This is a genomic window from Candidatus Nanopelagicus abundans (genome assembly GCF_002288305.1).
Classification (GTDB): domain Bacteria; phylum Actinomycetota; class Actinomycetes; order Nanopelagicales; family Nanopelagicaceae; genus Nanopelagicus; species Nanopelagicus abundans.
The window spans coordinates 336,513-361,699 of sequence record NZ_CP016779.1 but is presented as its reverse complement, the minus strand read 5'-3'; the positions used below and the strand labels follow the sequence as shown (position 1 = coordinate 361,699).

Genomic DNA, 25,187 nt, shown 5'->3' with positions numbered 1-25,187 from the left:
TTGCTATTAACCGCGCAAAAACTTTTCTTCGGAGGGAAATTTACTAATAACTTCAATTAATAACTTACGAAGATCATTTAAATCATCAAGTGAGCAACTCTCCACACCAGAGTGGGTATATCTAGTTGGCCAAGCAAGATCAACACAAGCAACACCATCTCCTACTAACTGAACATAGGAGGCATCTGTAAGTAATCCCATTGTGGCATGGCGTTGAAGATTAACTTTAGAGCTAAGAGCTGCTTGATCAACAAGTGCTAATAATTTTGGATTTGGAATGAGACCATTTAAAGTGCCACGGCCATGAAATGTATAAGTACCAACAATAGGGCCCTTACCAACTGCAACTGAATTTGAATCTTTAATATCTGGGGTATCTGAGGCTGCAACTAAATCAATGCTAATTGCAGCAGTTGGTTTAATTTGCTGGGCAGCAACCATAGCTCCACGAAGATTAAACTCCTCCTGCACTGTTCCCACTAAATGTAAAGTGATATTTGGACGATTCTTTTTAAAGTGTGCAGCTAATTCGACTAGTAATGCGCAACCTGCTCGATCATCAATAGATGTGGCAGCAACTCTATTATTAAGTAACTTTTCAAAGCTTGGTCGATAAATTACGGGTGTTCCGATACGGACCCCAGCATCTGCTACCTCTTGTGCACTATTAGCACCAATATCTACGTAACATTCATTTATTGGCTTAACTTTGTACTTATCCTCTGGTGGAGTTAAATGGTGAGAAACAAAACCAATTAAGCCATTAACAATCTTGCCACCTTCTGCTTGTAGTACGACATTTGATGCGGCCAATATTCGCTCTGGTACTCCGCCCACTCTTTCTATTCTAATAAAGCCATTTTCTTCAACTTTTTTAACAATCATTCCTAAAGAATCTGTATGAGCAAAAACCATTAAGTCAGATGAGTCAGATTTACTACCCTTAATAGTGGCAATAACATTTCCGAGTACATCTACTCTAATTTCATCAACATATTCAGTTAAGTCAGCCTTAAGCTTCTTAATCATTTCATCTTCAAACCCTGACATTGCAGGAGTTAGGCAGTATTTTTCTAAACGCTCAATTAATGACATTAAGAATCCAATGATTTATTGATAGATCTATTTATTCGACGCTTTTCAAACACAGTGTTTAGGATCATAACCAACACTAAAACTCCGCCCTGTGCTAACAAATAGAAGAACTGACTAAATCTTAGAGCATTAAAGCCAGATGAGACCATCTGTAATACGATCGTAGCTAGAACTACTCCGGTAACAGTGCCAAATCCACCCATCGGGTTAATTCCACCCAAAACTACAACAACAATAGCTAGCAGAATATAGGAATTACCAAAATCTGGACTAGCTGCTGAGGTACGAGAAGCAATAATTAAACCGGCTAATGAAGAGAGTAGTCCAGAAATTATATAAGTCCATGCGATGACTTTACGGTCTCCCATCACGCTGTACTGGGCAGCCTTTCTATTAGTTCCAATTAGCAACACCTTTAAACCTAGTGAAGTACGGTTAATTAAGTAACCAACAAAAATTGCAATAACAACCATTAGTACAAATGGTGTGGGTATACCAAGGAATGTACCATTGCCAACTCGCATAAATTGCTTTGGCAAATCTGAAACAGAAACTCCATTAGTAATTCCTATGGCAATTCCATTAAATAATGTCATAGTTGCTAAGGTAGCTAAAATTGGCGTCACATTTAGAATTGCAATTAGTATTGAATTAATTGCTCCACATATCAATCCGATTAAGATTCCTGCTAAGCAAGCTGCAATGATCCACATGGTAGAAATATCTCCACCTTCAGTCATTTTCTGAGTCATTATGTAAGCCGAAACTAGTGCAGCTGCATTTGATATACCTACTATTGAAAGATCAATACCACCAGTTAGCATAGATAACATAACGGCAATTGATAAGATCGCAATTTCAGGCACTTGATATGCCATTGACCGGAAATTTTCTGGGGTAAAGAAAATGTTAAATGAAAAAACTGTGAAAAAAATTAGGGTAAAAGTAGTAAACCCCATTAATTGGGTAACTTTACGATCAGCTAATAATCCCGCAGTGCTGAATCGTTGTAGGCGCTCGTTCATAACTACTCCGCCTCTTTGTTAGTAGCAGATCGCTGTCTTTTTTGCTTTTGATTTTCACCTATTGCTTGAATAGTTATACCAATTATTAACAAAACTCCTACTGCAGCTCGCTGCCATGAACTGCTAACACCGAGTAAAACTAAGTTATTTTTTATCATATTAATAAATAGTACGCCAAGAACTGTTCCAAACACGGTGCCGTATCCACCCATAATGCTGGCACCACCTAGTACTACTGCAGCAATTACATCGAGTTCTGAACCAGCCAAGTCATATGGGTTAGCTTTTCGTTGCAAAGAAACATATAAAATTCCAGCTAATCCGGATAATCCTCCAACTAACATATAAATTTTTGCTTGTGTGCGCTTAACTGAGATACCAAGTCTTCTAGTTGATTCAACTCCCCCACCTAGTGCATACACCGATCTACCAAAAATTGTCCTATTTAATAGCAGTGATACTGCCAGAGTAATTAGTGCTACTGGAATTACTAAGACATGTAGTCTTACTAATGTCCCCGCTTCAGATTCAAATTTAATTAGGTCAGCTGTAGAAAATTTATCTAATCCAAGTGGAATATCACTAATAAATGATGCACCAATAAATGAAAGCATAAATCCGCGAAAAATACCAGCAGTTCCCAAAGTGGCAATTAGGGTTGGAATTTCAAAGCCAGCAATTGCTATTGCATTTAAACCGCCTAAAATAATGCCGATTAGAATTGCAAGTGCAATTGGCACCAATACACTCTCTTCGTTTAATTCAAACTTGCGCATTATTACAACTGCGGTATAGCCAGCGAAGATACCAACTATTGGAAATGAAACATCTATACCACCACTAATAATTACAATTAATACACCTAGCGCAAAAATAAGTTGAACAAAGGAAGATCGTAAGATGTCAAAAAGGTTTGCTATCGTAAAGAATTCTGGACTTTTTGAGCCGATTACCAGTGAAAAAACTATTATTGCAAATATTAATACAGTTTCATTGCGCCGTAATAATTTTCTAAAGTTCATATCAATTCAACTCCTTATATAAAGAAGCTTCATCAAGCTCTGATTCTAGAAATTCTTTAGATATTTTCCCATTCTTAATTACCAGTACTCGATGGCAAATTTGGATAAGTTCAGGAATATCATCTGAAACTACCAAGAATGACATTCCATTTTTTGCTCTATCCCTAATAATTTCTAATATCTCCCGCTTTGACCCGACGTCAACACCTACTGTTGGACCATTTAGAATCATTAAATGTGGATTCATGGCAAACCATTTTGCTAACACCACTCGCTGTTGATTTCCTCCAGATAAGGAAGTCACTGGATTTGATGGATTTTTAGTTTTAATTTTAAGATCTGAAACCCACTTATTACCAATTGCGGTTAGATTTTTTTTAGGTAATGAACCCCAGTTACTCTTATATCTATCAATACCAACGGCAACTAAGTTTCTTAATATCGATTGCTCTAAAAATAACCCTTGTGTTAAACGATCTGGAGGAACGTATCCAATTCCAGCATCTAGAGCCGCTTTAGCGGAATTTATGCTTAACTTAACTCCATTAACTGCTATCTCCCCTGAATCAACAAGATACTTCCCAAATATTGCCTCAGCTAACTCTGTACGACCAGATCCAAGCAAACCAGTAATACCTAAAATTTCTCCTGGCGCAACTGAAAATGAGATATCAGAAAATGTTGGCTTAGCAGTCAGATGAGATACCTCAACCACTTTTTGCTCACTTATTTTAAGATCTGGCGCAATTCGAGTTGTTAAAACATCATGACCTGTCATTGCTTGTGAAATTTCTCTTGCTCCAAAGTCTTTCATAGGTCCATCTGCTACTACTTCACCATTTCGAAGAACCGTAATCGTATTGCAAATTTCTTGGATCTCATCAATCTTATGACTTACAAAAACGGTTGCTACTCCACGTGCTTTTATTTGATTAATAACCTCAAATAAACGGGTAATTTCTTTTCTTGTTAAAGCCGTTGTTGGTTCATCCATAAACAACATTTTTACGCCTAGATTAGTAGCTCTGGCAATTGCAATTAACTGCTTTGAGGCTATTGAGATATCAGAAACTGGAAGATTAAAATCAATATCTACGCCAATTAGTTCAAGTGCGCTCTGAGCAATTTTCTTAGTTTCACGCTTACTTATAAATTTTGAATTCTCATATATAAATGTTGGTAAGGCTATATTTTCAGCCGCAGTCAGATTTGGTAGTAATGAAAAATCTTGAAATATTACCTGTACTCCCTCTTGCACTGCTTGCCTTGGTGAAAGTTGATTAAATTCTTTTCTATCTAAGCGGATTAAACCAGAATCGGGGGCGTGGACACCTGACATAATCTTAATTAATGTTGATTTGCCTGAGCCGTTTTCACCAGCGAGGCAGTGGACTTCACTGCTTGAAACTGACATCGAAACATTTGAGAGCGCTTTAGCCCCACCAAAACTTTTTGTAATATTTTTAACGCTGTAGTTAAGGCTTTCTGTACTAACCATTTAGTAAATAAACCCCTCTAATAAGTTAGTTAAATATAATTCAATATTATTACTACTTTAACAAATTGTTAATACCTTATTAACGAAAGTGGGGCACGGAAACCGTGCCCCACTTTCTTCCCAATGGGAATGTCCAATATTTTATATATTATATTGGCTTGCGTTATCTTTATCGACAATTACCCAAGCAGCTCCATTGAAGCTCTTTGGATTTGTAGCGCTAACAGTGATTGCTTCATAGCCTGGTACGCCAAGATCCATACCTGCAGTGATCTTCTCGCCCTTGCCTAGAATTTCAAGCATATTTAGCATCGCTTTGCCTGCAAGTGCTGAATCCCAGAAGAAGATCTTGTCGATCGCTCCGGTGTCAAGCAACTTAGTTGTCATAGAAGGAATTGAAGTTCCCATTACGCAGACCTTGTCATTTAGACCAAGCTCTTCAACTGCGCGGCCAATTCCAACTACATCATTTGCTGATGATCCTTGGAAGCCCTTTAGGTCAGGGTATTTCTTCAATAGTTCCTTAGTCTTATTGTATGCAACATCTGCATCTTCTTTAGACTCAATTGGATTCTCTACGCGCTTAATATTTGGATACTTAGCATCTAGTTGAGCCTTTGCGCCGGCAACCCACTCGTTATGGCTTCCGTTTGTCAAAGTACCAACAAATGCTACGTACTTACCAGCAGATCCCATACAGGTAGCTAGGTTATCCATTATTACTGCACCGTATGCAGCGTTCTCAAATGCTTCGATGTTTGCATCAGCATTTTTAGTTCCGCCTGCTTCGTGAGTAACAACAAAAATTCCAGCATCTTTAGCCTTTTGAATTACACCATCAATAGATGCAACGTCATTTGGAACAATTCCAATGCCAGTAACTTTTTGTGCAATTAAATCTTCAACCATCTTTGATTGTTTTTCAGGTGAAGCATCTGTTGCACCAGTCATGCTGGCATCAATTTCATTTTCGCCAGACCACTCTAAAATTCCCTTTTCCATATTGTCGAACCAGCCAACGCCGATCAACTTAACGGATACTACGTAGCGCTTATCTGATGCACTATCGCCAGATGATGAGCAACCACTTACTGTGAGGGCAAGTGCTGCAGTCGCTGCAACAATTGCAATCAGCTTTGATTTTTTCATTGTTCTCCTCGGTTTTTCGTTCCTTTAATGGGGATCAGAAATTGACCTCCATAGGTGAAGAGAATATATTTGTTTGATAGGGTATTGGTCAATAGTCCATTAAATTGCATAAATTTAATGTGACAATTTTGTTATAAACTCTTGTTTGACCTAGGGAAAGGCTAAATATATGCAGAAAATCATTAACACTCCGAAAGAGTTCGTAAATGAGATGCTGGATGGAATTCTCCAGGCTTACCCCACCCAACTAAAGTCTGTAGAGGGTGATACGCATGCTTTAGTGCGAGCTGATGCACCGGTTGCAAAGAAAGTTGGCATTACTACTGGTGGAGGATCAGGGCACTTGCCACTATTTCTTGGCTATGTTGGTAAAGGTTTATTAGATGGTGTTGCGGTTGGTGATGTTTTTCAAAGTCCTACCGCCGAGCAAATGTTGGCAGTAACTAAGCAAGTTAATTCAGGAGCCGGTGTTCTTTATATTTACGGAAACTACGGCGGAGATGTAATGAACTTTGACTTTGCAGCTGAGATGGCAGCAGCTGAAGGAATTAGAGTTGAGACAATACTTGGTGCAGATGATGTTGCGTCAGCTCCAAAAGGTGAGGAGTCTCGCCGACGAGGTATTGCTGGAATATTCTTTTTATACAAAGTTGCAGGCGCTGCTGCAGCAGCTGGTAAATCTTTAGATGAGGTCGTAGCTGTTACAAGAAAGGCTGCTGCCCAAACTAGAACTATGGGAGTTGCACTAAGCCCAGTAACTCTGCCAACTGTTGGGCACCCAACTTTTGAGGTTAAGCCTGGTGAGATGGAAATTGGCATGGGTATTCATGGTGAGCCTGGAATAAAGAAAACTAAGTTAGAAAGTGCTGATCAGATAACTGAACAACTAGTTTCAGCGATTAAAGATGATTTAGATTTAAAGTCTGGTGACAAAGTTTGTGTCTTAGTGAATAGTCTTGGCGCTACACCACCTGAAGAACTTTATATTATGTATCGACATGCTAAGAAAGTATTAACTGGGTATGGTGTTAATGTGGCAAGAGTGCATGTTGGTGAGTTTGCAACATCACTTGAGATGGCTGGTGCTTCTATTTCAATAATTCGTGTAGATGATGAGCTACTCAGTTATATCAACGCACCTGCCCACACACCATTTTTTACTCAGGCATGAGTGAACTTTCAACTGCCTTAGAAAAAGTGGCGGTAGCCCTTGAATTAAATTCAAAAAAATTTGAAGATCTAGATGCCGCTGCAGGAGATGCTGATCTTGGCATCACTGCCAGAAAGATTGCAGAAGGAATAAGAGCAGCGAATGGCTTACTGACTGGAGATTTAAAATCTGATTTAATGTTGGTTGGTAAGGAAATCTCTAAATTTGCATCCTCAACATTTGGTACTTTATTTGCTACCGGTTTTATTAGAGCATCCGCTGCTGTTTCTGTCGATGATGATGCGTTAACTAATACTCGAAAATCTTTTCAAGCAGCTTTTGATGGAATCTCAGCAAGAGGTAAGGCCGCACTTGGCGAACGAACATTACTTGACGCACTTCATCCTGCAATTGAAGCTTTAAATTCTGCTAAAGATTTAAAATCTGGTTTATCTCAAGCCGCAATTGCCGCAAGATCTGGTGCAACTGCAACTGCAAATATGATGCCAAAACATGGCCGAGCCGGTTGGATTGGTGAACGTGCTAAAGGTATTGAAGATGCGGGTGCAAATGTAATTGCAGTTGTATTTGAGGCACTTAAATAATCTTTAGTTAGCTACTTAACCTCATCTTGAGCCCGGCTTATCGCTGTGAGATGTAAACAGGGATTAGTAAAATTAAGATGACAACTGTTGCCACCACATTAACCACACTTGCCTGATTAGGACGTGGCATCTCTTTTAAGATCCAAGTGGAAAATATCAACACCAGCAGGTGCGGTAAAGATTGTTACCACTACTTCATCAAAGCTGAGCGGAAAATTCACCTACTTAAACTGCTTAGTAGTTGCTTAAAGTAATTTAACTAACACTTATAAGGTAGGTCATCTGTTCTAGACTACGCAGATGATCTACCTGCTTTTAATCTCACTACTTACCTCAATTTTATCTGCTGCCACCGCAAATAGTGCGCCCCTGCCTAATCTACAAATTAGATCAGATGAGATTAAAACAGCTACCACCTCAGGTGGGAATATGCGCGGACCCGCACTTGCTGTGTTAGCAAATGATGATCTACTTCTAGGTGGTGGTAAGACAGGTGGTGAGTTATTTTTATATAATTTAGCAACTAAACAGCTAACTAAGTTAGGCGCAGTAATTGCTGCGAACAGAAGAAATGATGACTCAAGATTTGCTATCAATGATATTGCAGTCTTATCTGAAACGCAGAGCAGTGCAAATCTACTTGTTTCCTACCCACGACTGGGTTCACAGAAAAATTGTGTTGAAATTGTTGTTGAAAATATAAATTATGATCGAGTTAATCAAAAAATTAAGCGAGTTAAGAATTGGTTAGTTACAAAGCCATGTGTGCCAATCTCAGCTGTGCAACACACCTCCGGTAGATTTGCAGTGATTGATAAAAAATCTGCTTATGTGACTATTGGTGATTTAGGTTATCCACAAATATCAAATCGAAGTAAGCGAGGAGATTTAGGATCAATCTTTAAATTAAGTAGTAATTCGATAACTAAAATCTCTCAGGGTCATAGAAATGCGCAAGGAATTCTTTTATATAACGGTAAAGATTTATTAGCCACTGAGCAGGGCCCACGTGGTGGGGATGAACTTAATTTAATTAAAGCCGGAGCTGATTACGGCTGGCCATTTGTTAGCTACGGACAGCCTTATGGCTCAGGTGATTATGTTAAGCCGACAAAATCTGGCACGCATATTGGATATGAAGAGCCACTTAAATATTGGGTGCCATCAATTGCAATAACTGAGTTGGTGCAACTACCTAAGAGTGGTTGGGCAGCGTGGAGTAATCAATTAGTTTCAGGATCACTTAAGGAGCAGGTCCTAGTTTTCATCTCACTAACTGATAATTTAACAATTACTGATACACAAAACTTTGATATTGGTGAGCGGATTAGAGATCTTGAAGTTTTAAATTCTGGGCAATTAGTTGCTACAACCGATAGTGGAAAGTTGTTAATTCTTAACTTAAAAGAATAAGCCCAGCTACTTACTTAACTTCATCTTGAGCCCGGCTTAATCGCTGTGAGATGTAAACAGGGATTAGTGAAATTAAGATGACAACTGTTGCTACAACATTAACCACACTCGCCTGATTAGGACGTGACATCTCTTTTAAGATCCAAAGTGGCAAGGTGTCAACACCAGGAGGTGCGGTAAAGATTGTTACTACTACCTCATCAAAGCTGAGCGCAAAGGCAAGTAAAGCACCTGCAACAAATGCAGTTCTAAATTGAGGAAAGGTAACTAATCTAAATGTTTGCCATAGCCCAGCACCTAAATCTGCTGAAGCCTCTTGTAGTGAGGGATTCATGCGCTTTAATCTTGCAAATACATTATTAAATACCATCACAATACAAAAGGTAGCATGAGCAACAATCATGCCAAAGTAGCCAATATTAAAACCGGCTGGAGATAAAAAAGTATTGTAGGTATTACTAAATGCCACACCTGTTACAACACCAGGGAGTGCGATTGGTAGTACTACTAAAAGGTTAACTGTGCCCTTACCAAAAAAATCAAAGCCCTTTAAAGCAAAGGCTACTAATGTGCCCAAGATAGAGGCAATAATCATTGAGCCGGTTGCAACTACTAGTGAGTTTAATAGTGCGGTGCGTATTGGTTCATAGGTAGATGCAAACTCCCACCACTTAAAAGAGAAGCCTTGAATTGGCCAACTTGAGATGTTTGATTGATTAAATGAGTTTAAGACCAGTACTAAAAGTGGCACATACATAAAGATTAAAATAAAACCAACTAATGCAATTAAAATTCCTCTACTTAAAGCAGATAGTCGCAGCATAATTACATCCGCTCTAATGATCCGGTGCGACGAGCAACCATGAGGTAGATAACTACAAATGCGATTGGCACCATTGAAAAGGCTGCTGCCACAGGTGGATTTAAATTGATATTAGCTGCAATTATTGAACCAATCATCTGGGTAGAGCCCCCAGTAAATTTAGCTGCTATGTAATCTCCTAAACTTAGGGAAAATGTGAAAACTGAGCCGGCAATTACTGCTGGCACGATTAACGGTAGAACTACTCGATAGATCGTGGTGAAGCCCTTAGCACCCATATCACTTGATGCATCAAAAAGATTAGGTGGAATTTGCCTAATAGCAGTAAAGACAGGGAGCGCCATATAGGGAAACCAAAGATAGGTAAGAGTTAAAATCACAATTGGTATCGAAAAAGTTGGACCAGATAAACCAAATGGTGCAAGTGCCCAATTAAAAAATCCTTGCTCAGTAAATACCAAGCGCATCGCAATAATTTTAACTAAGTAACCAGCCCATAACGGCAAGGTAATTGCCACAGCCAAGGCGTTTCTCACCCAAGGGCGCGCAATTTTTGCCATATAAATTCCAAGAGGTATTGCAAATAAAACTGATAAGGCTGTAACAGCTAGTGCTATTAATAAAGTTCTAATTGAAGTTGAAATATAAGCTGGAACGGTAAAGATTGAAACAAAATTTTCTAAGGTAAAGCCAACAATTACCTTTGAGGTAAAGGGATCAACAAACCAAAAGGCGGTTATTAATAATAAAAATAAGGAGAGGATATATACGCCCACAATCCAAAACATTGGCAGGGCGAGAAGGGAAAATAATCTGAGTTTGGCACGTTTATATAAATAAGCAGAGATTGGCCTACTGCCAGCTTTGCTTGTAATTGTGCTCATCTCTACCTAACTATTTATAAAAGAATGAGGGGATTAATTTCTTAAATCCCCTCATTCTTTACTTACTTGTTATACCTACTGATTAACCTTTTACCGTTAACCAAGCATTGGTCCATTCCTGGAAGCTGGTGCACTTAACATCTTTGCGACCATCAACACAGGTTTCAATTGGAGTTGTCCAAGGCCATACCTTCTTGAAGAACTCCTCATCCTCAGCAGCAAACTCATCACAGTGAGCTTGCGCAGTTGGACTGGACTTACAGAATGCAACGTTCGCTGGTGCCATACCAAAGTTCATGGCAATAGCGCCGTTAACTGAAGATGTGCTGGTGTAATCCATCCATGCATATGCACAGTTAGTGTTCTTAGTCTTTGAGCTAACCAACCAAGAGTCATACCAACCAGTTGAACCTTCTATTGGAAGTGTGGTCTTAATGTTTGGCTTGCCAGCAAACTTACGAAGAATTTCCCAAGATGTGCCGACAACTGTATTGCCGCCAACAAATGAGGTTATTTGCGCTACTGCATCTGACCAGTACTCGCCAATAATCGTATTTTGTTGCTTAAGCAATGCAATTGCTGCATCTAATTGAGTCTTATCTAGAGCATAAGGATTCTTAATTCCTAGCTCAGGATTGTGATGCATCAAGTACACAGCAGCATCTGCGATGTAAATTGGTGCGTCATATGCTGTGATCTTGCCTTTGTATGGGCTATCTGTCTCCCAAACAACATCCCAGCTAGCAGGTGCTCCCTTAGTTATGTCATCGTTGTACTGAAGAAGATTTGCACCTCTACCAATTGGTACACCGTATGGCTTGCCATTTACAGTGTCATAGATGTTATTGCGCATTCCTGTTGCAATCTCATCACCAAAGTTTGGAATTAATTCAACATTAAGTGGTTGAACATCTCCACCTACGATTAAACGTAGTGCGGCATCACCTGAAGCTGAAACAATGTCATATTGACCTGTTCGCATCAAGGTAACCATTTCATCACTTGTTCCAGCTACGCGTGGCTTAACCTTGCAACCAGTATCTGCTTCAAACTTATTGGTCCACTTTGGATCAACAAAGCCAGCCCAGTTAACAATATTTAATTCACCTTCGAAATCGCCCATCGATTCATGCATAGGAATATCTGGCACTTCAATCTTCACACCGGATGCATCATTACTTGATGAACAACTAGTGAGAATCATCGCCGATACCGCCAATAGGCTAAGTACTGAGAGTTTCTTACCCTTCATTTAGATTCCTTTCACTCGACTATTTTTAGTCTTATTAGGTTGGTATTACTGCCGAGTGGTCGCTTTTCCAAACGGCACCAACCCGATCGCCAGTTTCAAATCGATTGATCTGATCTGGCAATTCTTCATTTAATCTGGTGGCAATTACTCTCTGCCCAGATTGTGTTTGGATTAAGTAAATTGTGGTTGCCCCAATATAAGAGGACTCAATAATGCTTCCTACTACTCCGCTTTCACCCACTTTTAACTTGGTATCTGCTGGAACTAGTTTAATTCGCTCTGGCCTGATGTTGACCATAGTTGAGCTGCCAAAGATTACTTTGGCATCATCGCCTGAAAATATATTTGAAACACCTAAGAAACTTGCCACAAACTTTGTTTGCGGTCTTTCATAAACCTCTGCTGGTGTGCCAACTTGCTCAATTGATCCTTCATTAAAGACTGCAATCCGATCACTCATCCGCATTGCCTCTTCTTGATCATGGGTAACAAAAATAAAAGTAATTCCGGCTTCACGCTGAATACGCTTTAACTCAACCTGCATTTCCTCACGCAGCTGCTTATCTAAGGCGCCAAGTGGTTCATCTAGAAGTAATACCTTTGGCCTAAGAACTAAAGCTCTTGCTAATGCAATACGTTGGCGCTGCCCACCTGATAATTGGTGTGGTAATCGCTGAGATAGATGTGAAAGTTTTACGGAATCAATTGCTGCAAGTGCTTGCTTTGCTCGCTCAGGCTTTGCAACTTTTCTAGTGCGAAGGCCATACTCAACATTTTCTTGAATGCTCATATGAGGAAATAATGCGTAATCTTGAAAAACTGTATTTACTGGGCGATCAAAGGGCGCTAAATCTGTGACATCTTGTGACTCGATCATAATTTTTCCCGAGCTAGCATTTTCAAAACCTGCGATTAATCTAAGAACTGTTGTCTTGCCAGAACCAGATGGGCCAAGCATTGAGAAAAATTCGCCAGCATTAACATCTAAATCTAAATTAGCGACAGCATGGACTTCATCAAAGAACTTATTTACGCCGCGAAGTGAAACTAAACCTGTGCTCAAGAATTGACCCCTTTGTCGGCGCCGCTGATTTGGTTGAGCCTAAACTACTCGCTTAGATATTTAATGGAAAGGCACAGCTAAGGCTAAATTACATAAAAGTTATAGAAAAAGCATAAATATAAGCGCTACTAACTCTTAATCCGCTCCCCAGTTGGATCAAAGAGTGGCTCGGCCATAATTATTGCTACTTTTTTAACCCCAAACATCTCAACCTCAACAGATGTACCGGGGCTGGTGTGTTCTGTCGGCAAGTATGCGTAGGCAATTGCTTTATTTAAGGTGTAACCCTGACCAGCTGATTTAACTCTGCCGACTACTTTGTTGTTAATAAAGATTGGCTCATTACCCATTGCCACATCTTTGATATCAGTGAAGGTAAGTGCGGTTAATTTTCTACTTAACTTATCTTTGATCGCATCTAAACTAGCCTTACCAATAAAATTATCTTTTTTAGATGAGACCGCAAAGCCAAGGCCTGCCTCATAAGGATTTGTTTCAGTATTTATCTCACCAGCCCACGCGCGATAGCCCTTCTCAAGTCGTAGTGATTCAATAGCTCGATAACCACATGGCCTAATGCCTAAATCACGACCAGCATCAAGTAGTGCGAGCCAAATGCTTAAACCATCTTTTACTGGAATATATAACTCCCAACCTAACTCACCAACATAGGTAATTCGAGTTGCCCGTAATGAAATATCTTTTATTTTTATCATCTTGGAGTTCATAAAACCAAAGGCCTGATTTGATAGATCAAAATCTGTTACTTTCTGTAATATCTTTCTAGCATTTGGTCCCCAAATTCCAAAACATGCTAACTCTTTGGTGATATCACTTATCTCTACTTGATCAAAGTTATTCTCACGCATCTGCTTTTCAAGCCAGCCCTTATCATGATTTAAAAAGGCGGTGCCGGTAATAATTAGAAACTCACTATCTGCTACTTGTGTAATGGTGTAGTCAGAGACTATGCCACCTTTTTTATTAAGTACTTGGGTATAGGTAGTCTTATCAACACCTTTTACAACATTATTTGCACAAATTAGATTTAAAAACTCACCTGCTCGCGCGCCCCTTACCTTTATCTTGGCAAAGCTTGATTCATCAAATAGGCCTGCGCTATTTCTAGTGGCATGGTGTTCTAATGCAACAGCTGCGCTCCAATGCTTTCCAACCCAACCATTTGGCTGAAGGCTTTGATCTAAATCTTTCTCAGTTGCCTTTAAATAGTAATTAACTCTCTCCCAGGCAGCTTTCTCACCAAAGATGGCGCCATTTTCTTTATGCCAATTATAAATTGGAGATTTATTCTCACCGCGAGCGCTAGCGCGCTCCTCCCCTGGATAATGAATATCGTAATAAGCCTCATAGTTTTCTTTAACACGCTCTAATGTGAACTTAGGTGATTTATAAGCATCTGAGAATCTTTTAATATCCATATGCCAAAGATCCATCGTTGGCTCACCAGCTATTACCCATTCAGCAACTACCTTGCCAATCCCGCCAGCTCCGGCAATTCCATGAGCACAAAATCCGGCTGCAACATAAAAACCACCAACTGATGTTTCACCTAAACAAAACTCATTATCTGGTGTGAAGCCCTCTGGTCCATTAATAAAGTTTTTAAGTCCCACCTCACCCATAACTGGCACACGCTTAGCTGCATTTTCAGCAATCTCTTCAAAGCGATCCCACTCATCCGGTAGTAACTTAGAGTTAAAATCTGCTGGAATTTGATCAAATGAGTTGGCAGATGCTGTGAAAGGTTTTGAATTACGTTCATATCCACCCATAACTAAACCTTTAACCTCTTGGCGGAAGTAGATTAAATTATCGGGGTCCCGAAGTGAGGGCAAAAACTTCACCTCATCTGGGATAAAGTTTTCAGTAATTAAGTATTGATGACTCATTGGAATAATTGGAATTCGAACATCTACTAATCGGCCAATCTCTGCGGCAAACATTCCGCCACAATTTATAACAATCTCACACTGGATCTCACCTTTATCTGTTGTTACTGAGGCAATGCGATTATCTTTGGTATTAATTGATAGCACTCTGGTGTGGGTAAAGATTTTAACCCCACCACGCCTAGCCCCTGCTGCTAGTGCGCCAGTTAATGAAGATGGATCCACTTGACCATCAGAGGCCATATAGCAACCACCAACTACCCCATCTAAATTAATTAGTGGAAATAAATCTTTAATCTGATCATTAGATATCTCAACTAGATCTAAGCCAAATGTTTTAGCCCAGCCAATTTGGCGCCTGATCTCAGCCATCCGCTCATTACTAGATGCAATTTTAATTGAACCACACTCTCGCCATGAGGCTGGCGTTTCACTTTTTTCTAACTCTCGGTATAACTCAACTGAGTACATATTCATTTTTGTAAGGGTTGGATCAGCACGTAGTTGTCCAACTAAACCTGCTGAGTGAAAAGTTGAGCCACTAGTTAGATCAGAGCGATCAAGTAAGACCACATCTTTTTCACCAAACTTAGCCAGGTGATATGCAACTGATGTGCCACCAACGCCACCACCTATTACAACAATTTTGGCCCTAGTAGGTAACACTTGTGTGCTCATCATCCAACTGTATCCTTTCTCTGTGAGCTCCTCTAGTAATGATTTTAGTGATCTACTAAACCAAGTACCAAGGCTGCTTACTCGAAGTTCAGTAGATGAGTTATCTGGTGGCCTAACTAATCGAAACTTAAAGATCACTACCCCAAATGGTGATTTTGTTGCCCGCATCTCAAGTAATAAATCAGCTCTGTTATCAATTGATCGAAATGCTGAGTATGAAAACTCAAAGATTGCTGCTGATATCGGTATTGGCGCCCCTGTCTATGACTTTCTGCCCCAGTCAGGTTTGTTAGTAATTGGTTATCTACCTGGGAAAACATTTAATAGCCATGATGTGGCAAATAACCTGGGAAGAGTTGCCAAAAGTGTTAAGCAACTACATAGCGCAAAAGCATTTGTTAGTGATTTTGATATGTTTGTAATTCAGCAAAATTACTTAAAGATTGTAAGTGAGCGTGGTTTTAAAATGCCTGATAATTACTTAGATTATGCAGATTCAGTTAATCAGATGAAAAAGGCGCTTGCCATCTTAGATGAGGGCAAAGTGGCATGTAATAATGATCTATTAGCAGCAAACTTTATTGATGATGGCCAGAAAATCTGGCTAATAGATTATGAGTACTCTGGTAATAATGACGCCTGCTTTGAGCTTGGCAATATATATAGTGAATCTAATCTTTCTTATGATCAACTAATTGAGTTAGTAGATAGTTACTACGGCAAACACCGACCTGAAAAAGTAGCTAGAGCTTGGCTATACGCCCTCCTTGCCCGCTATGGCTGGACATTATGGGCATCTATTCAAAACTCAGTCTCCGATATTGATTTTAATTTTTGGGATTGGGGAATGCAAAAGTATGAGGTTGCGATGAAAGATTTTAAGTCAGTTGAGTTTAAAAACGCATTAAATACAGTTACACAAAAATCTTAAAGCTGGCAAGATTTGTTACTTATTCACCCTTAGCTGCTGCGATAACTTGCGCTAACGTGAAAGCACCGGTGTAGAGCGCTTTACCAATAATCACAGCCTCTACTCCTTGATCAGTTAGTTGCATGAGCGCTTTAACATCACTTAAGGATGAAATGCCACCACTTGCCACAATTGGTGTTTTAGTAAAGCTAGTTACCTCTTTAAGTAACTCTAGATTTGGACCAGTTAATGTGCCATCACGATCTACATCAGTTAATACATACCTGGCACAGCCTGCCTTATCTAATCGAGTGATCATCTGAAATAAATCACCACTACTTTTTGTGCCACCTCTAGCGGATAAAACTCTTCCCATCACATCTAGTGAAACCGCGATTTTATTGCCATGCTTTTTTATCACCGATTCAACCCACTCTGGATTATCTAACGCAGAAGTTCCTAAATTAATCCGGTGAGCGCCAGTAGAAAGGGCTCTATTTAAACTTTCACCATCTTTAATCCCACCTGATAACTGAATTTTAATATCAACACTTTTAATTACTGAATCTATTATTTCAAAGTTATTGCCCAATCCAAAGGCGGCATCAAGATCTACTAAGTGAATCCAGCTAACACCAGAAGATGTGAACTCAGCGGCAACTTCAAGTGGGTCGCCATATTCACTTTGCTTATCAAGCTCACCCTTAGCAAGCCTGATTGCAACGCCATCTTTAACATCAATTGCTGGCAGTATCTCTAAAGCTTTCATAAATTACTTACTCAATCCTTCGATAAACCAAGCCCAGCCTGATCTGGTTATTAACTTTTAAAGATTTTGTTCTTACCAACCATATTTTCATCACTTAACTATATTATTTAATCAATATTTAAATAACCAAATTAGTGCTGGCTATTTAAAACGAGTAAGTAGTTCATTATGTAGCAGAGTATTTGATGAGATCGCACCCGGACCACCTACTCCATCTACTCCCTTTAGATTAGTAAAGGAGCCACCCGCCTCTTTGATAATCAAATAAAGGGCGGCCATATCCCAGAGTGCAAGCTTTGGTTCAATGGCTATATCAACTGCGCCCTCAGCTACCAACATATGACCCCAAAAATCTCCAAAGCCGCGGCTTCGCCAAACATCATTTGTTAACTTTAAAAACTTATCGTAATAATCTTCCCAATGATCCTTTTTAATCACTTCAGCAAATGCAAAGCTAGCATCACTTATTTTACTGACCGCACTTACTTTTAACTTTCTCTTCTCTTCTTTTCCTAAAATATTTTCTAAAACGTAGGCACCCTCACCCTTGCTGGCATACCAACGTCGATTTATTGCTGGGGCTGAGACAACTGTGCAGGTGATCTCATTATTTTGGCGAAGAGCAATTAAGGTAGCCCAGATTGGAACACCTCTAATATAATTTTTAGTGCCATCAATTGGATCTAAAATCCATTCTCGATTATTAGTTGATACCTTATTTTCAAACTCTTCCCCAATTACGCCATCTTCAGGACTTAACTTAAGTAGGTGCTCGCGGATTAATTGTTCAATTTTTTTATCAGCATCAGATACTGGAGTTAAATCAGGTTTTGAATCAATTACCAAATCATTAGCTCTAAATCTTGCAAGTGATACCTGATCGGCGATATCTGCCAACTGTTGGGCCAAGGTCAGATCATTCATCTGAGTAGTTTAGCCACCACACCTAGGTGGGGTAAAAAGGTGGTGTATTTCATCATAATTTGCCAGAATTTAATTGCCCAATAACCTCAGACATTTATTTGCCGTGTATATTAGAAACACAAGGTAGCAAACTTTGCAACCTGAAATTGGAGAAAATAAATGAACGAGAAAGACCTAATTAAACTTTGGAATGAAAAACGTTCCCAAATCATCACTGCTCAGATTGCTCCGACCTTGATGTTAATCGGTGTATTTGTTTTAGCAGGATTTGATAAGTTTGCAACCGCATCAGATGGCGCTAAATACCTAGCAGTTGGTGTTGCGGCAGTAACTGGTATCTTGGCAATAATTAGCCAATACGCAGCAGTGCGCGAAGGTGAAGCATTAGTTGAAGATCTTAGTAAGATTGCAAGTAAATCAGCATTAGGAAAGAAGATTGCTGAATCTCGCGGCCTACTATCACTATCTGCAATCGCAATCGTTGGTAGCGGTGTGGCAATATTCGCATTAGTAGTTTGGGCAGTACTAGGTTAAATATGGAAATCGGGTTTGTACTAATTGCACTTTTTGCAGCATCTGTACTAACTCTGATCTTTCGTTATGAGTCAAACAAAAAAAGAAACCGCCCTCGGCTAACAGGCCGGGGCGGTGACTTTGAAAGCTAATCTATTTTTTAGAACCTCTAAGGGCTGATTTAGATAAGAAGAAAGCAAATACTAAAGCAACCACAATGCCGGCATTAAGCCCCATCTCATAAATTGCCCGTCTAAACGCCTCATCACTTTTACCGGATTCAAGAGTAAGGGATGCACCCACAGTTAATATGTGTCGAACAGCTGCAATCACACCGATAATTAAAAACTTATCTAGTTGATAAACACCATCAGTAAAGCGTGAGATTACTGTACGTAGAATTTCTAAAATAATAACAATAAATAAAATGTCATTAACTCCCTGAATCATTCCATTAGGAAAGAAGGGTGCTGTTTGGATGAGCCGCTTGATGCTAAAGAAGAAAGCTCCGACACCAATAGCAAGTAGGGCAATCGCTAGGATCGCATGAAATGCATCCTCAATTAAATCCACATACTTAACCGGTATTACTGAGGTTTCAAATCCAGATTGACTCTTTTGCTCGTCTTTACTTTTCTTAATTTCAGCCATACACAAATTATATACTAATTAAGTCAACTTCTATTGAATATACCAAGCATCAAGGGCGTGAGGGTTTTGAGTTAAACTGAGCACCTAATGAAGTTAAAAAAACTGATATCAACTTGCCTAGCTTTAGTTCTGCTATCTGCATGTTCTACTAGCTCACCTTTTAAATCACTTACAGCAGGTGCCTGTAGTGGTGAGCAAAAGCAGTTAGTTGATGATCACATTAGCTCTCAAATATCTGCAATATCTAAACAAGATTGGCCACTTGCCTATAGCTTTGCTGCTAAATCATTTCAAGACTCGATTGATCTCACATCATTTGAAGTGATCATCACTGACTCATATTCATTCTTGATAGATAATCAAGGTATAACTTTTGGTGGGTGTGAGATAAAAGAGGACAAAATTTTTCAAGAGGTCACCGTTAATTCAAGTAATGGAAAAATAGATCTTTCTTATAGGTTATCTACAGTTGATGAGAAACTTGGAGTTGAGGCTGCTAATTTAGCTGAGCAATCAACTGCTCTTACAACTTAACCAACTACTGACTCAGTAACTATCCCTTTCTTTATAACTACCGTAACCCTATCTAGTCGGTAATCTTTAGTTAAAGCAAATAACTGATCATCTTCTTGGCCTACTCGATATCCCCAGCCTAATTTAGCTGCACAAGAGGTGGCAGCATCTTTTTTCATTCCAATTAATGTGGCTGCTTGGGCATTGGTAACTGTAGGTGTTTGCTGTTGCTCAATAGTTGGACAAATACTAGGCTGAAAAACTTGCCCAAAAGTTTCTTTACTTCCAGTTGATACCGTAATACTTGCTTTAGCCTTTGATTTAATTGAGAAGTTATAGATACCATCGAGTGCGGCACTAGAAAATCTAGCTAAGTACAAATAATTTGTTCGCCCATAGGGTTCATAAAACTTTGTTCGCTCAGTAAATTTAACAACACTCTTTGCGCCATCTGGTGCTGTAATTGTGACGGTAGGTAATTTATTAAGGGCCATTTTATTCTCAGGTGCTTTATCAATTATCAAGTATTCAAAATTTAGTAACTCACCTTGCTTAAGCGATGCTCTAAAGCCTCGCTCTTGATTTGCTTTGGTGAACTCTGCTCGTAGTGCAAATGAGATTGTGCCATCTACTAAAATCGGTCCCTGAGTAGCTCTTGTGTTTTTCAAACCTAGTTCAACTGGCTGATGAGCAGTAGCTAAGCCAGTATTAAATAGTGAGAATGCAGTCACTAGTGAAGCAAATGCCAACTTTTTCATTTGGTGATTTAAGCATATGGAACTTAAAAATTGGTTAGAAATCTTCAGATTTTCCCCCACGCCCTCTTGTTATTCATATTTATAGAGGTCTAGCCTTATTTCATGTATCAGCACGGGATTAAGAACACACTTAAAGCTGGCTCAATAGTCTTTGGTGCATCTGCGCTATTTCTTCTAATCGCACCCGCCTTATTTTTAGATCTACTCGGCGCTGATGATTCAAATTCTATGATCTGGGCGATGCGAATGATTGCAATAACTTTATTTGCTCTGGCTGGAAATATGTGGCAGAACTCAAAGTTAAATAATGCTTCATCATTAGGCTTTGTTGCAAAAGTGATGTTCATCGCAGCAGCTGGCCTTGGCTTTTTAACTATCTTTATACCGAATGAATTAACCCCATTTGCGATCGCTTATGCAATTATCGGCTTTGGCTTTTCTATCTCATACCTAGTAAATCTAATAAGAAATTAAGGCAGACGCCTAGAATTGCCCTATGCGGGCAAAGATTAAAAATGGCTTTGAGCCAAAAGTATGTGTCACATGTGGCCTCGCTTTTGAGTGGCGAAAAAAATGGGCAAAGAATTGGGAGCAGGTTAAGTACTGTAGTAAACGGTGTTCGGGTAAGAAATGAAGCAAATAATCTATGTCAGTCATGATCAATTAAATACAAAGTACGGTGCTCTTAAAAACGCTGATCCAAAAAATGATCTAATTGTTTTAGTTCAAAGTGATCGAATGGTCACTGGTGATCATTGGAACAAAATACGACTCTATTTTCTTATCTCAAGTGCTCTTCACTTTGCCGAAGAGCTAAAAGATGCTGGTTTTACAGTTATCTATCAAAAAGCTGGCACGACTGTTGATGGATTAAAAATAGTGCAAGGTAAGTATAAGAATCTGCCAATCACAGCCTGTGCGCCCTCATCATTTAGATTACACAAATCATTATCTGATTTTGGCGTTAAATTTGTTGAAAGTGATTTCTTTTTAACACCTAAATCATTATTTAAAGAGTGGGCAGATAATCAAAAAAGTTATCTAATGGAATCCTTTTATAGAAACCAACGGGTGCGGCTAAATATTTTGGTAGAAAAAGGTAAGCCAGTAGGTGGTGCTTGGAACTTTGATAAAGAAAATCGCTCACCACTTCCTAAGGGCTACAAATTTCCGCCATATTTAGATCACAAACCAGATGAGATTGATATTCAAGTTGCAAAGGAATTAGGTATTAAAACTAGTACTACCTGGGCAACAAACAGAGCTGGTGCTAAAAAAGTATTAAAAAACTTCCTAGATAATCACTTTAAAAGCTTTGGTCCTTATGAGGATGCCATGACTAGTGATAACTGGGCACTTCATCATTCACTGCTTAGTCCTTATATAAATAACGGCCTACTTCATCCAAGTGAAGTGATAGATGCAGCCGTTAAAAGGTTTGAAAAAGGTGATATTCCAATTGCATCAGCTGAAGGTTTTATCCGCCAGATTATTGGCTGGCGTGAGTATGTAAATGGAATGTATTGGTATTTAGGGCAGGATTACAAAGAAGGTAATCATTTAAATGCAAAGCGTGATCTCTTGCCTCTATTTACTGATCCAGATAAAACCAAAATGAATTGCATTAAAACTACCGTGTCAGATATTAATGAGCGTGCTTGGGTTGCCCATATCCCCCGTCTCATGCTGCTTAGTAATTTAGCTTTAATTACTGGAACTAATCCGCAGCAATTTCTGCAGTGGATGAGGCAGGTATTTATTGATGCTAGTGATTGGGTGATGGTGCCAAATGTAATTGGGATGGGTGTGCACGCAGATAATGGCGTGTTGATGACTAAGCCATATGCAGCAGGTGGGGCTTACATCTCAAAGATGAGTAATTACTGCAAAGGTTGTTTTTATGATCCAAAGCTTAGAGTTGGTGATAATGCCTGCCCATTTACAACTTTATATTGGGACTTTCTAGATAGAAATTTAGAAGAGTTTAAAGGCAATCACCGAATGAGTCAGCAATTATTTGGAATCGGCAGACTTAAAGATATGCCAGAGGTTAGGCAGCGAGCAGCTAAGGTTTTAGCGGGGTTGGAAAAGGGCGAGATTTAATCAATATTTTCAGAAATTAGTTAACCCTTTGTTCACAATGGGTTAACTAAGTAATTGAATCTATCTAAAAATTTCATATTTGTTAGCCTCCAGTTGGCGTTAAGTAATCATCTATTAACTAAAAAATTATTAAATACCCTCAACTTCCTCGCCATAAATAACTTCTAAAGGAGATATAGCTAAATGCTTAAAGTAAAAAAATCTAATTTACTGCTAGCCGCTTTGGTTGCCGCTTTAATTAGCTCAACTGTTCCGGCGAATGCAGCAGCTGGAATTACATATATGCAAGGGGCAAATGCTTCCGTCACACTTACCCCATTTGCCACCGCAGGTGATCGAATTGGTAATTACCTAATTGGTGGTATCCCAGATGGTATGGGCGTTATTCAAAGTGGAAATAAATTAAGAGTAGTAACAAATCATGAGTGGAGTAACAGCAATGCTGTTGCAGCTGCAAGAGCTTCAAGTGCTGGCTTAACTAATGGTTCATATGTTAGTGAAATGCATTATGACTTAAGTAAAAAAGAGATTGTTGCTGGCAAGGATTTCATGCAGTTTGTTGAGTGGTTTGATTACAAAGCACTTGACTACACCTATGAGCCAACTGCTCCGAAGGGTGCTGAAGCAAAAGATCAATACGGCAGCATTAATCACGCAACTCTAATGAATCGTTTCTGTTCATCAACACTTGCAGATGCTGGCACTTTTTATAGCAAGAGCGCCGGTATTGGTTACAAAGGTGCAGTTTATCTAACTGGTGAAGAGGGCGGAGATGAGTCCCGTGGCTTTGCTGGTAATGAAGAGGGAGATTTTGCGCAGATGCCAAGATTTGGACTTTCTGCTTGGGAAACATTTGTGCCAGCACCAACTACAACAAAGAGCACAGTGGTCTTTGGTAATGAGGATGGCTCTGCAATTGATAGCCAACTTTGGATGTATAAAGGCAATAAGCAAAAAGATGGTAGCTGGTATGAGCAGGCTGGACTTGCAAATGGTTCACTCTATGTTTTAGCAACTGATGTTGCTAATGACAATGAGTTCCGTGCAAAGTATGGCAAGGGCAAAGGCGCACCAATCTCATTTGAAAGCATTGATTGGAAAGTAAACGGCAAGACTCAAAATGCTCAGGCTAATAAGCTTGGTATGGAGCTAGCCCGCGTTGAAGACGGCCACTTTGATCCAAAGAAGCCAAATGATTACTACTTTGTAACTACTGAATCAAATAAGGATCCAAAGGCAACTGCGCCAAACCCAGCAACACCAACTGTTTCTCGTGATGGTGGAGCGCTATGGCGTCTGCGTCTTAAGGATGTTAATGATCCACTTAAGGGTGGCACATTAACGATGTTATTAGATGGCTCAGAGGCACCATATCTATCTAAGCCAGATAATATTGTTGTTGATGATCTTGGAAACATTTTAATCCAGGAGGATCCAGGTAATAACGCAGCGATTGCTCGAGTAGTTTCCTACCGAATCTCAGATGGCAAGTTAGCAACTGTTGCTCAATTCAAGTCTGAATACTTCACTACTGGTGCTACCGCTTTTATTACTCAAGATGAGGAATCAAGTGGAATTATCGATGTCACTAAGTATTTAAAGAGTGGCAGTAGTGATAAAGCTAAGTACTACATGCTAGTTGCGCAGATCCATGCAACCCCAGCAAAGTCACGACCAGACTTATCACCAACTCCTTTCGGAATTGAAAATGCCGTAGAGGGTGGTCAGTGGTATGTGATGAAGGTAAATAATTGGACAGAAATCTATTCATAAGATCTCTGTCTAACTAATAACATCCCTAGCCGGTACCCTTCCACTGGCTGGGGATGTTTTTTAATTTGAAATCTTCTGCCCTTCACACTTTTCTAGCAATTTAATGATTGCACCCTTTTCTGGCTGTGTTACCCAAAGGCCATACTTCGCTTTAACTGCAATTTGCCTTGCAACATAATCGCATCGGTAACTCTTAAGTGGTGGTAGCCATGTAGCAGCATCACCATCACCTTTTTGTCGATTTAACTTAGCATCAACTGCAATTAAGTTAAGTGGATCATTGGCAATTGCTGCTCGTTTCGTTTTATCAAAGTAGGCCGCCCCTGTTTGCCATGCATTAGATAAGGCCACCACATGATCAATATCGATCATTGATTTTGTACTACTAAATGCAATTACCTTGCCACTAAATGGATCTAATAATTGACCAGTTAATACTTTGCAATCACGAGTTCCGCCTTTAAAACTAATCTGAGTTAAGTCGCGTTTTAGGGTGTCATTTCTAGCATCACAGCCATTTCGGTCTGGATCTGACCAGTGTGGAAATTGGGATCTGGCATAACCAGTCTTTGCTGCTCTGCCCTTAACCTCAAGAGAGTTTAAAACCATCAGAGCATCTTGATCAGCCTGGGCAGTATTTGAAAGTGGCAGAGTTGTAAGTAGTAGGGCTAATACAACTATCCGTCTCATCTAGTAATACTCTTAG

At 39.5% G+C, this 25,187-nt stretch carries 25 protein-coding genes; 10 read left to right on the top strand and 15 right to left on the bottom strand.

The window, feature by feature from the left end:
* Nucleotides 1-6: 6 nt before the first annotated feature.
* The 5 genes from B1sIIB91_RS01920 to B1sIIB91_RS01900 all read right to left on the bottom strand — a co-directional run bounded on the left by B1sIIB91_RS01920 (nt 7) and on the right by B1sIIB91_RS01900 (nt 5,789).
* Nucleotides 7-1,095 carry a M42 family metallopeptidase gene (locus B1sIIB91_RS01920; protein WP_095687951.1) on the bottom strand — a complete coding sequence of 363 codons (1,089 nt, stop codon included), beginning with the start codon at nt 1,093-1,095 and terminating at the stop codon, nt 7-9.
* Nucleotides 1,095-1,973, bottom strand: a complete 879-nt coding sequence (locus B1sIIB91_RS01915; RefSeq protein WP_190279181.1) for an ABC transporter permease — start codon at nt 1,971-1,973, stop codon at nt 1,095-1,097. The genes B1sIIB91_RS01920 and B1sIIB91_RS01915 overlap by 1 nt, the downstream gene beginning before the upstream one ends.
* A 149-nt stretch (nt 1,974-2,122) precedes the next feature.
* Nucleotides 2,123-3,142 carry an ABC transporter permease gene (locus tag B1sIIB91_RS01910; RefSeq protein WP_095687949.1) on the bottom strand — a complete coding sequence of 340 codons (1,020 nt, stop codon included), beginning with the start codon at nt 3,140-3,142 and terminating at the stop codon, nt 2,123-2,125.
* Nucleotide 3,143: 1 nt separating this feature from the next.
* Nucleotides 3,144-4,640, bottom strand: coding sequence for a sugar ABC transporter ATP-binding protein (locus tag B1sIIB91_RS01905; protein WP_095687948.1), 1,497 nt, complete (start codon nt 4,638-4,640; stop codon nt 3,144-3,146).
* A gap of 141 nt (nt 4,641-4,781) precedes the next feature.
* Entirely contained in the window at nt 4,782-5,789 is a 1,008-nt protein-coding gene (locus B1sIIB91_RS01900) for a substrate-binding domain-containing protein (protein WP_095687947.1), read from the bottom strand.
* Nucleotides 5,790-5,958: 169 nt separating this feature from the next.
* On the opposite strand from B1sIIB91_RS01900, the gene B1sIIB91_RS01895 reads away from it, so the two are divergent.
* From B1sIIB91_RS01895 to B1sIIB91_RS01885, 3 genes are all read left to right on the top strand, one after another.
* Complete coding sequence (locus B1sIIB91_RS01895) at nt 5,959-6,960, top strand: dihydroxyacetone kinase subunit DhaK (RefSeq protein WP_095687946.1); 1,002 nt, start codon at nt 5,959-5,961, stop codon at nt 6,958-6,960.
* Nucleotides 6,957-7,544, top strand: a complete 588-nt coding sequence (locus tag B1sIIB91_RS01890) for a DAK2 domain-containing protein (protein WP_095687945.1) — start codon at nt 6,957-6,959, stop codon at nt 7,542-7,544. The genes B1sIIB91_RS01895 and B1sIIB91_RS01890 overlap by 4 nt, the downstream gene beginning before the upstream one ends.
* 300 nt (nt 7,545-7,844) lie before the next feature.
* Complete coding sequence (locus B1sIIB91_RS01885; RefSeq protein WP_095687944.1) at nt 7,845-8,957, top strand: PQQ-dependent sugar dehydrogenase; 1,113 nt, start codon at nt 7,845-7,847, stop codon at nt 8,955-8,957.
* A 10-nt stretch (nt 8,958-8,967) separates the two neighbouring features.
* Here the strand turns inward: B1sIIB91_RS01885 and B1sIIB91_RS01880 are convergent, their stop codons facing one another.
* From B1sIIB91_RS01880 to B1sIIB91_RS01860, 5 genes are all read right to left on the bottom strand, one after another.
* Complete coding sequence (locus B1sIIB91_RS01880; protein WP_095687943.1) at nt 8,968-9,780, bottom strand: ABC transporter permease; 813 nt, start codon at nt 9,778-9,780, stop codon at nt 8,968-8,970.
* A gap of 2 nt (nt 9,781-9,782) precedes the next feature.
* Nucleotides 9,783-10,664, bottom strand: a complete 882-nt coding sequence (locus B1sIIB91_RS01875) for an ABC transporter permease (RefSeq protein WP_095687942.1) — start codon at nt 10,662-10,664, stop codon at nt 9,783-9,785.
* A gap of 82 nt (nt 10,665-10,746) precedes the next feature.
* Entirely contained in the window at nt 10,747-11,916 is a 1,170-nt protein-coding gene (locus B1sIIB91_RS01870) for a type 2 periplasmic-binding domain-containing protein (protein ID WP_095687941.1), read from the bottom strand.
* 34 nt (nt 11,917-11,950) lie between these two features.
* The gene (locus B1sIIB91_RS01865; protein WP_095687940.1) at nt 11,951-12,979 is read right to left on the bottom strand and encodes an ABC transporter ATP-binding protein; all 1,029 of its coding nucleotides are present in this window, start codon (nt 12,977-12,979) and stop codon (nt 11,951-11,953) included.
* A 128-nt stretch (nt 12,980-13,107) separates the two neighbouring features.
* Nucleotides 13,108-15,567, bottom strand: a complete 2,460-nt coding sequence (locus B1sIIB91_RS01860; protein WP_095687939.1) for a GcvT family protein — start codon at nt 15,565-15,567, stop codon at nt 13,108-13,110.
* Nucleotides 15,568-15,589: 22 nt separating this feature from the next.
* Here B1sIIB91_RS01860 and B1sIIB91_RS01855 point away from each other — a divergent pair, with 22 nt between their 5' ends.
* On the top strand, nt 15,590-16,498 hold the full coding sequence (locus B1sIIB91_RS01855) for a choline/ethanolamine kinase family protein (RefSeq protein ID WP_095687938.1): 909 nt from the start codon (nt 15,590-15,592) through the stop codon (nt 16,496-16,498).
* Nucleotides 16,499-16,517: 19 nt separating this feature from the next.
* Here the strand turns inward: B1sIIB91_RS01855 and priA are convergent, their stop codons facing one another.
* Complete coding sequence (gene priA / locus B1sIIB91_RS01850; RefSeq protein ID WP_095687937.1) at nt 16,518-17,246, bottom strand: bifunctional 1-(5-phosphoribosyl)-5-((5-phosphoribosylamino)methylideneamino)imidazole-4-carboxamide isomerase/phosphoribosylanthranilate isomerase PriA; 729 nt, start codon at nt 17,244-17,246, stop codon at nt 16,518-16,520.
* Nucleotides 17,247-17,387: 141 nt separating this feature from the next.
* On the bottom strand, nt 17,388-18,170 hold the full coding sequence (locus B1sIIB91_RS01845; protein ID WP_095687936.1) for an inositol monophosphatase family protein: 783 nt from the start codon (nt 18,168-18,170) through the stop codon (nt 17,388-17,390).
* Between the two features lie 159 nt (nt 18,171-18,329).
* Here B1sIIB91_RS01845 and B1sIIB91_RS01840 point away from each other — a divergent pair, with 159 nt between their 5' ends.
* Nucleotides 18,330-18,704: a hypothetical protein gene (locus B1sIIB91_RS01840; protein WP_018227051.1), complete on the top strand. Its 375-nt coding sequence runs from the start codon at nt 18,330-18,332 to the stop codon at nt 18,702-18,704.
* Nucleotides 18,705-18,836: 132 nt separating this feature from the next.
* On the opposite strand, the gene B1sIIB91_RS01835 is transcribed toward B1sIIB91_RS01840, so the two are convergent.
* Nucleotides 18,837-19,334, bottom strand: a complete 498-nt coding sequence (locus B1sIIB91_RS01835; RefSeq protein ID WP_095687935.1) for a phosphate-starvation-inducible PsiE family protein — start codon at nt 19,332-19,334, stop codon at nt 18,837-18,839.
* An 87-nt stretch (nt 19,335-19,421) separates the two neighbouring features.
* Here B1sIIB91_RS01835 and B1sIIB91_RS01830 point away from each other — a divergent pair, with 87 nt between their 5' ends.
* Nucleotides 19,422-19,868, top strand: coding sequence for a DUF4864 domain-containing protein (locus B1sIIB91_RS01830; protein ID WP_095687934.1), 447 nt, complete (start codon nt 19,422-19,424; stop codon nt 19,866-19,868).
* Here B1sIIB91_RS01830 and B1sIIB91_RS01825 read toward each other — a convergent pair.
* Nucleotides 19,865-20,605 carry a hypothetical protein gene (locus B1sIIB91_RS01825; protein ID WP_095687933.1) on the bottom strand — a complete coding sequence of 247 codons (741 nt, stop codon included), beginning with the start codon at nt 20,603-20,605 and terminating at the stop codon, nt 19,865-19,867. The genes B1sIIB91_RS01830 and B1sIIB91_RS01825 overlap by 4 nt on opposite strands.
* A gap of 102 nt (nt 20,606-20,707) precedes the next feature.
* On the opposite strand from B1sIIB91_RS01825, the gene B1sIIB91_RS01820 reads away from it, so the two are divergent.
* The 4 genes from B1sIIB91_RS01820 (at nt 20,708) to B1sIIB91_RS01805 (ending at nt 24,481) form a co-directional block, all read left to right on the top strand.
* Nucleotides 20,708-21,079, top strand: coding sequence for a hypothetical protein (locus tag B1sIIB91_RS01820; RefSeq protein WP_095687932.1), 372 nt, complete (start codon nt 20,708-20,710; stop codon nt 21,077-21,079).
* A gap of 22 nt (nt 21,080-21,101) precedes the next feature.
* A complete protein-coding gene (locus B1sIIB91_RS06135; RefSeq protein WP_095687931.1) occupies nt 21,102-21,239 on the top strand; it encodes a DUF2256 domain-containing protein in 138 nt (45 codons plus the stop codon).
* Nucleotides 21,236-22,708, top strand: coding sequence for a cryptochrome/photolyase family protein (locus B1sIIB91_RS01810; protein ID WP_095687930.1), 1,473 nt, complete (start codon nt 21,236-21,238; stop codon nt 22,706-22,708). Before B1sIIB91_RS06135 ends, B1sIIB91_RS01810 begins: the two co-directional genes overlap by 4 nt.
* 183 nt (nt 22,709-22,891) lie before the next feature.
* On the top strand, nt 22,892-24,481 hold the full coding sequence (locus B1sIIB91_RS01805) for an alkaline phosphatase PhoX (protein ID WP_095687929.1): 1,590 nt from the start codon (nt 22,892-22,894) through the stop codon (nt 24,479-24,481).
* 60 nt (nt 24,482-24,541) lie between these two features.
* On the opposite strand, the gene B1sIIB91_RS01800 is transcribed toward B1sIIB91_RS01805, so the two are convergent.
* Nucleotides 24,542-25,171, bottom strand: a complete 630-nt coding sequence (locus B1sIIB91_RS01800; protein ID WP_095687928.1) for an HNH endonuclease family protein — start codon at nt 25,169-25,171, stop codon at nt 24,542-24,544.
* Nucleotides 25,172-25,187 lie beyond the last annotated feature (16 nt).

What these genes read in the sequence shown, in the direction of transcription:
- B1sIIB91_RS06135 (WP_095687931.1), top strand. Translation starts at nt 21,102, where the DNA reads ATGCGGGCAAAGATTAAAAATGGCTTTGAGCCAAAAGTATGTGTCACA.
- B1sIIB91_RS01915 (WP_190279181.1), bottom strand. Translation starts at nt 1,973, where the DNA reads ATGGCATATCAAGTGCCTGAAATTGCGATCTTATCAATTGCCGTTATG.
- B1sIIB91_RS01810 (WP_095687930.1), top strand. Translation starts at nt 21,236, where the DNA reads ATGAAGCAAATAATCTATGTCAGTCATGATCAATTAAATACAAAGTAC.
- B1sIIB91_RS01820 (WP_095687932.1), top strand. Translation starts at nt 20,708, where the DNA reads ATGTATCAGCACGGGATTAAGAACACACTTAAAGCTGGCTCAATAGTC.
- B1sIIB91_RS01880 (WP_095687943.1), bottom strand. Translation starts at nt 9,780, where the DNA reads ATGCTGCGACTATCTGCTTTAAGTAGAGGAATTTTAATTGCATTAGTT.
- B1sIIB91_RS01800 (WP_095687928.1), bottom strand. Translation starts at nt 25,171, where the DNA reads ATGAGACGGATAGTTGTATTAGCCCTACTACTTACAACTCTGCCACTT.
- B1sIIB91_RS01890 (WP_095687945.1), top strand. Translation starts at nt 6,957, where the DNA reads ATGAGTGAACTTTCAACTGCCTTAGAAAAAGTGGCGGTAGCCCTTGAA.
- B1sIIB91_RS01920 (WP_095687951.1), bottom strand. Translation starts at nt 1,095, where the DNA reads ATGTCATTAATTGAGCGTTTAGAAAAATACTGCCTAACTCCTGCAATG.
- B1sIIB91_RS01895 (WP_095687946.1), top strand. Translation starts at nt 5,959, where the DNA reads ATGCAGAAAATCATTAACACTCCGAAAGAGTTCGTAAATGAGATGCTG.
- B1sIIB91_RS01900 (WP_095687947.1), bottom strand. Translation starts at nt 5,789, where the DNA reads ATGAAAAAATCAAAGCTGATTGCAATTGTTGCAGCGACTGCAGCACTT.
- B1sIIB91_RS01885 (WP_095687944.1), top strand. Translation starts at nt 7,845, where the DNA reads ATGATCTACCTGCTTTTAATCTCACTACTTACCTCAATTTTATCTGCT.
- B1sIIB91_RS01875 (WP_095687942.1), bottom strand. Translation starts at nt 10,664, where the DNA reads ATGAGCACAATTACAAGCAAAGCTGGCAGTAGGCCAATCTCTGCTTAT.
- B1sIIB91_RS01860 (WP_095687939.1), bottom strand. Translation starts at nt 15,567, where the DNA reads ATGAGCACACAAGTGTTACCTACTAGGGCCAAAATTGTTGTAATAGGT.
- B1sIIB91_RS01825 (WP_095687933.1), bottom strand. Translation starts at nt 20,605, where the DNA reads ATGAAAAAGTTGGCATTTGCTTCACTAGTGACTGCATTCTCACTATTT.
- B1sIIB91_RS01845 (WP_095687936.1), bottom strand. Translation starts at nt 18,170, where the DNA reads ATGAATGATCTGACCTTGGCCCAACAGTTGGCAGATATCGCCGATCAG.
- B1sIIB91_RS01870 (WP_095687941.1), bottom strand. Translation starts at nt 11,916, where the DNA reads ATGAAGGGTAAGAAACTCTCAGTACTTAGCCTATTGGCGGTATCGGCG.
- priA (WP_095687937.1), bottom strand. Translation starts at nt 17,246, where the DNA reads ATGAAAGCTTTAGAGATACTGCCAGCAATTGATGTTAAAGATGGCGTT.
- B1sIIB91_RS01840 (WP_018227051.1), top strand. Translation starts at nt 18,330, where the DNA reads ATGAACGAGAAAGACCTAATTAAACTTTGGAATGAAAAACGTTCCCAA.
- B1sIIB91_RS01830 (WP_095687934.1), top strand. Translation starts at nt 19,422, where the DNA reads ATGAAGTTAAAAAAACTGATATCAACTTGCCTAGCTTTAGTTCTGCTA.
- B1sIIB91_RS01835 (WP_095687935.1), bottom strand. Translation starts at nt 19,334, where the DNA reads ATGGCTGAAATTAAGAAAAGTAAAGACGAGCAAAAGAGTCAATCTGGA.
- B1sIIB91_RS01805 (WP_095687929.1), top strand. Translation starts at nt 22,892, where the DNA reads ATGCTTAAAGTAAAAAAATCTAATTTACTGCTAGCCGCTTTGGTTGCC.
- B1sIIB91_RS01910 (WP_095687949.1), bottom strand. Translation starts at nt 3,142, where the DNA reads ATGAACTTTAGAAAATTATTACGGCGCAATGAAACTGTATTAATATTT.
- B1sIIB91_RS01905 (WP_095687948.1), bottom strand. Translation starts at nt 4,640, where the DNA reads ATGGTTAGTACAGAAAGCCTTAACTACAGCGTTAAAAATATTACAAAA.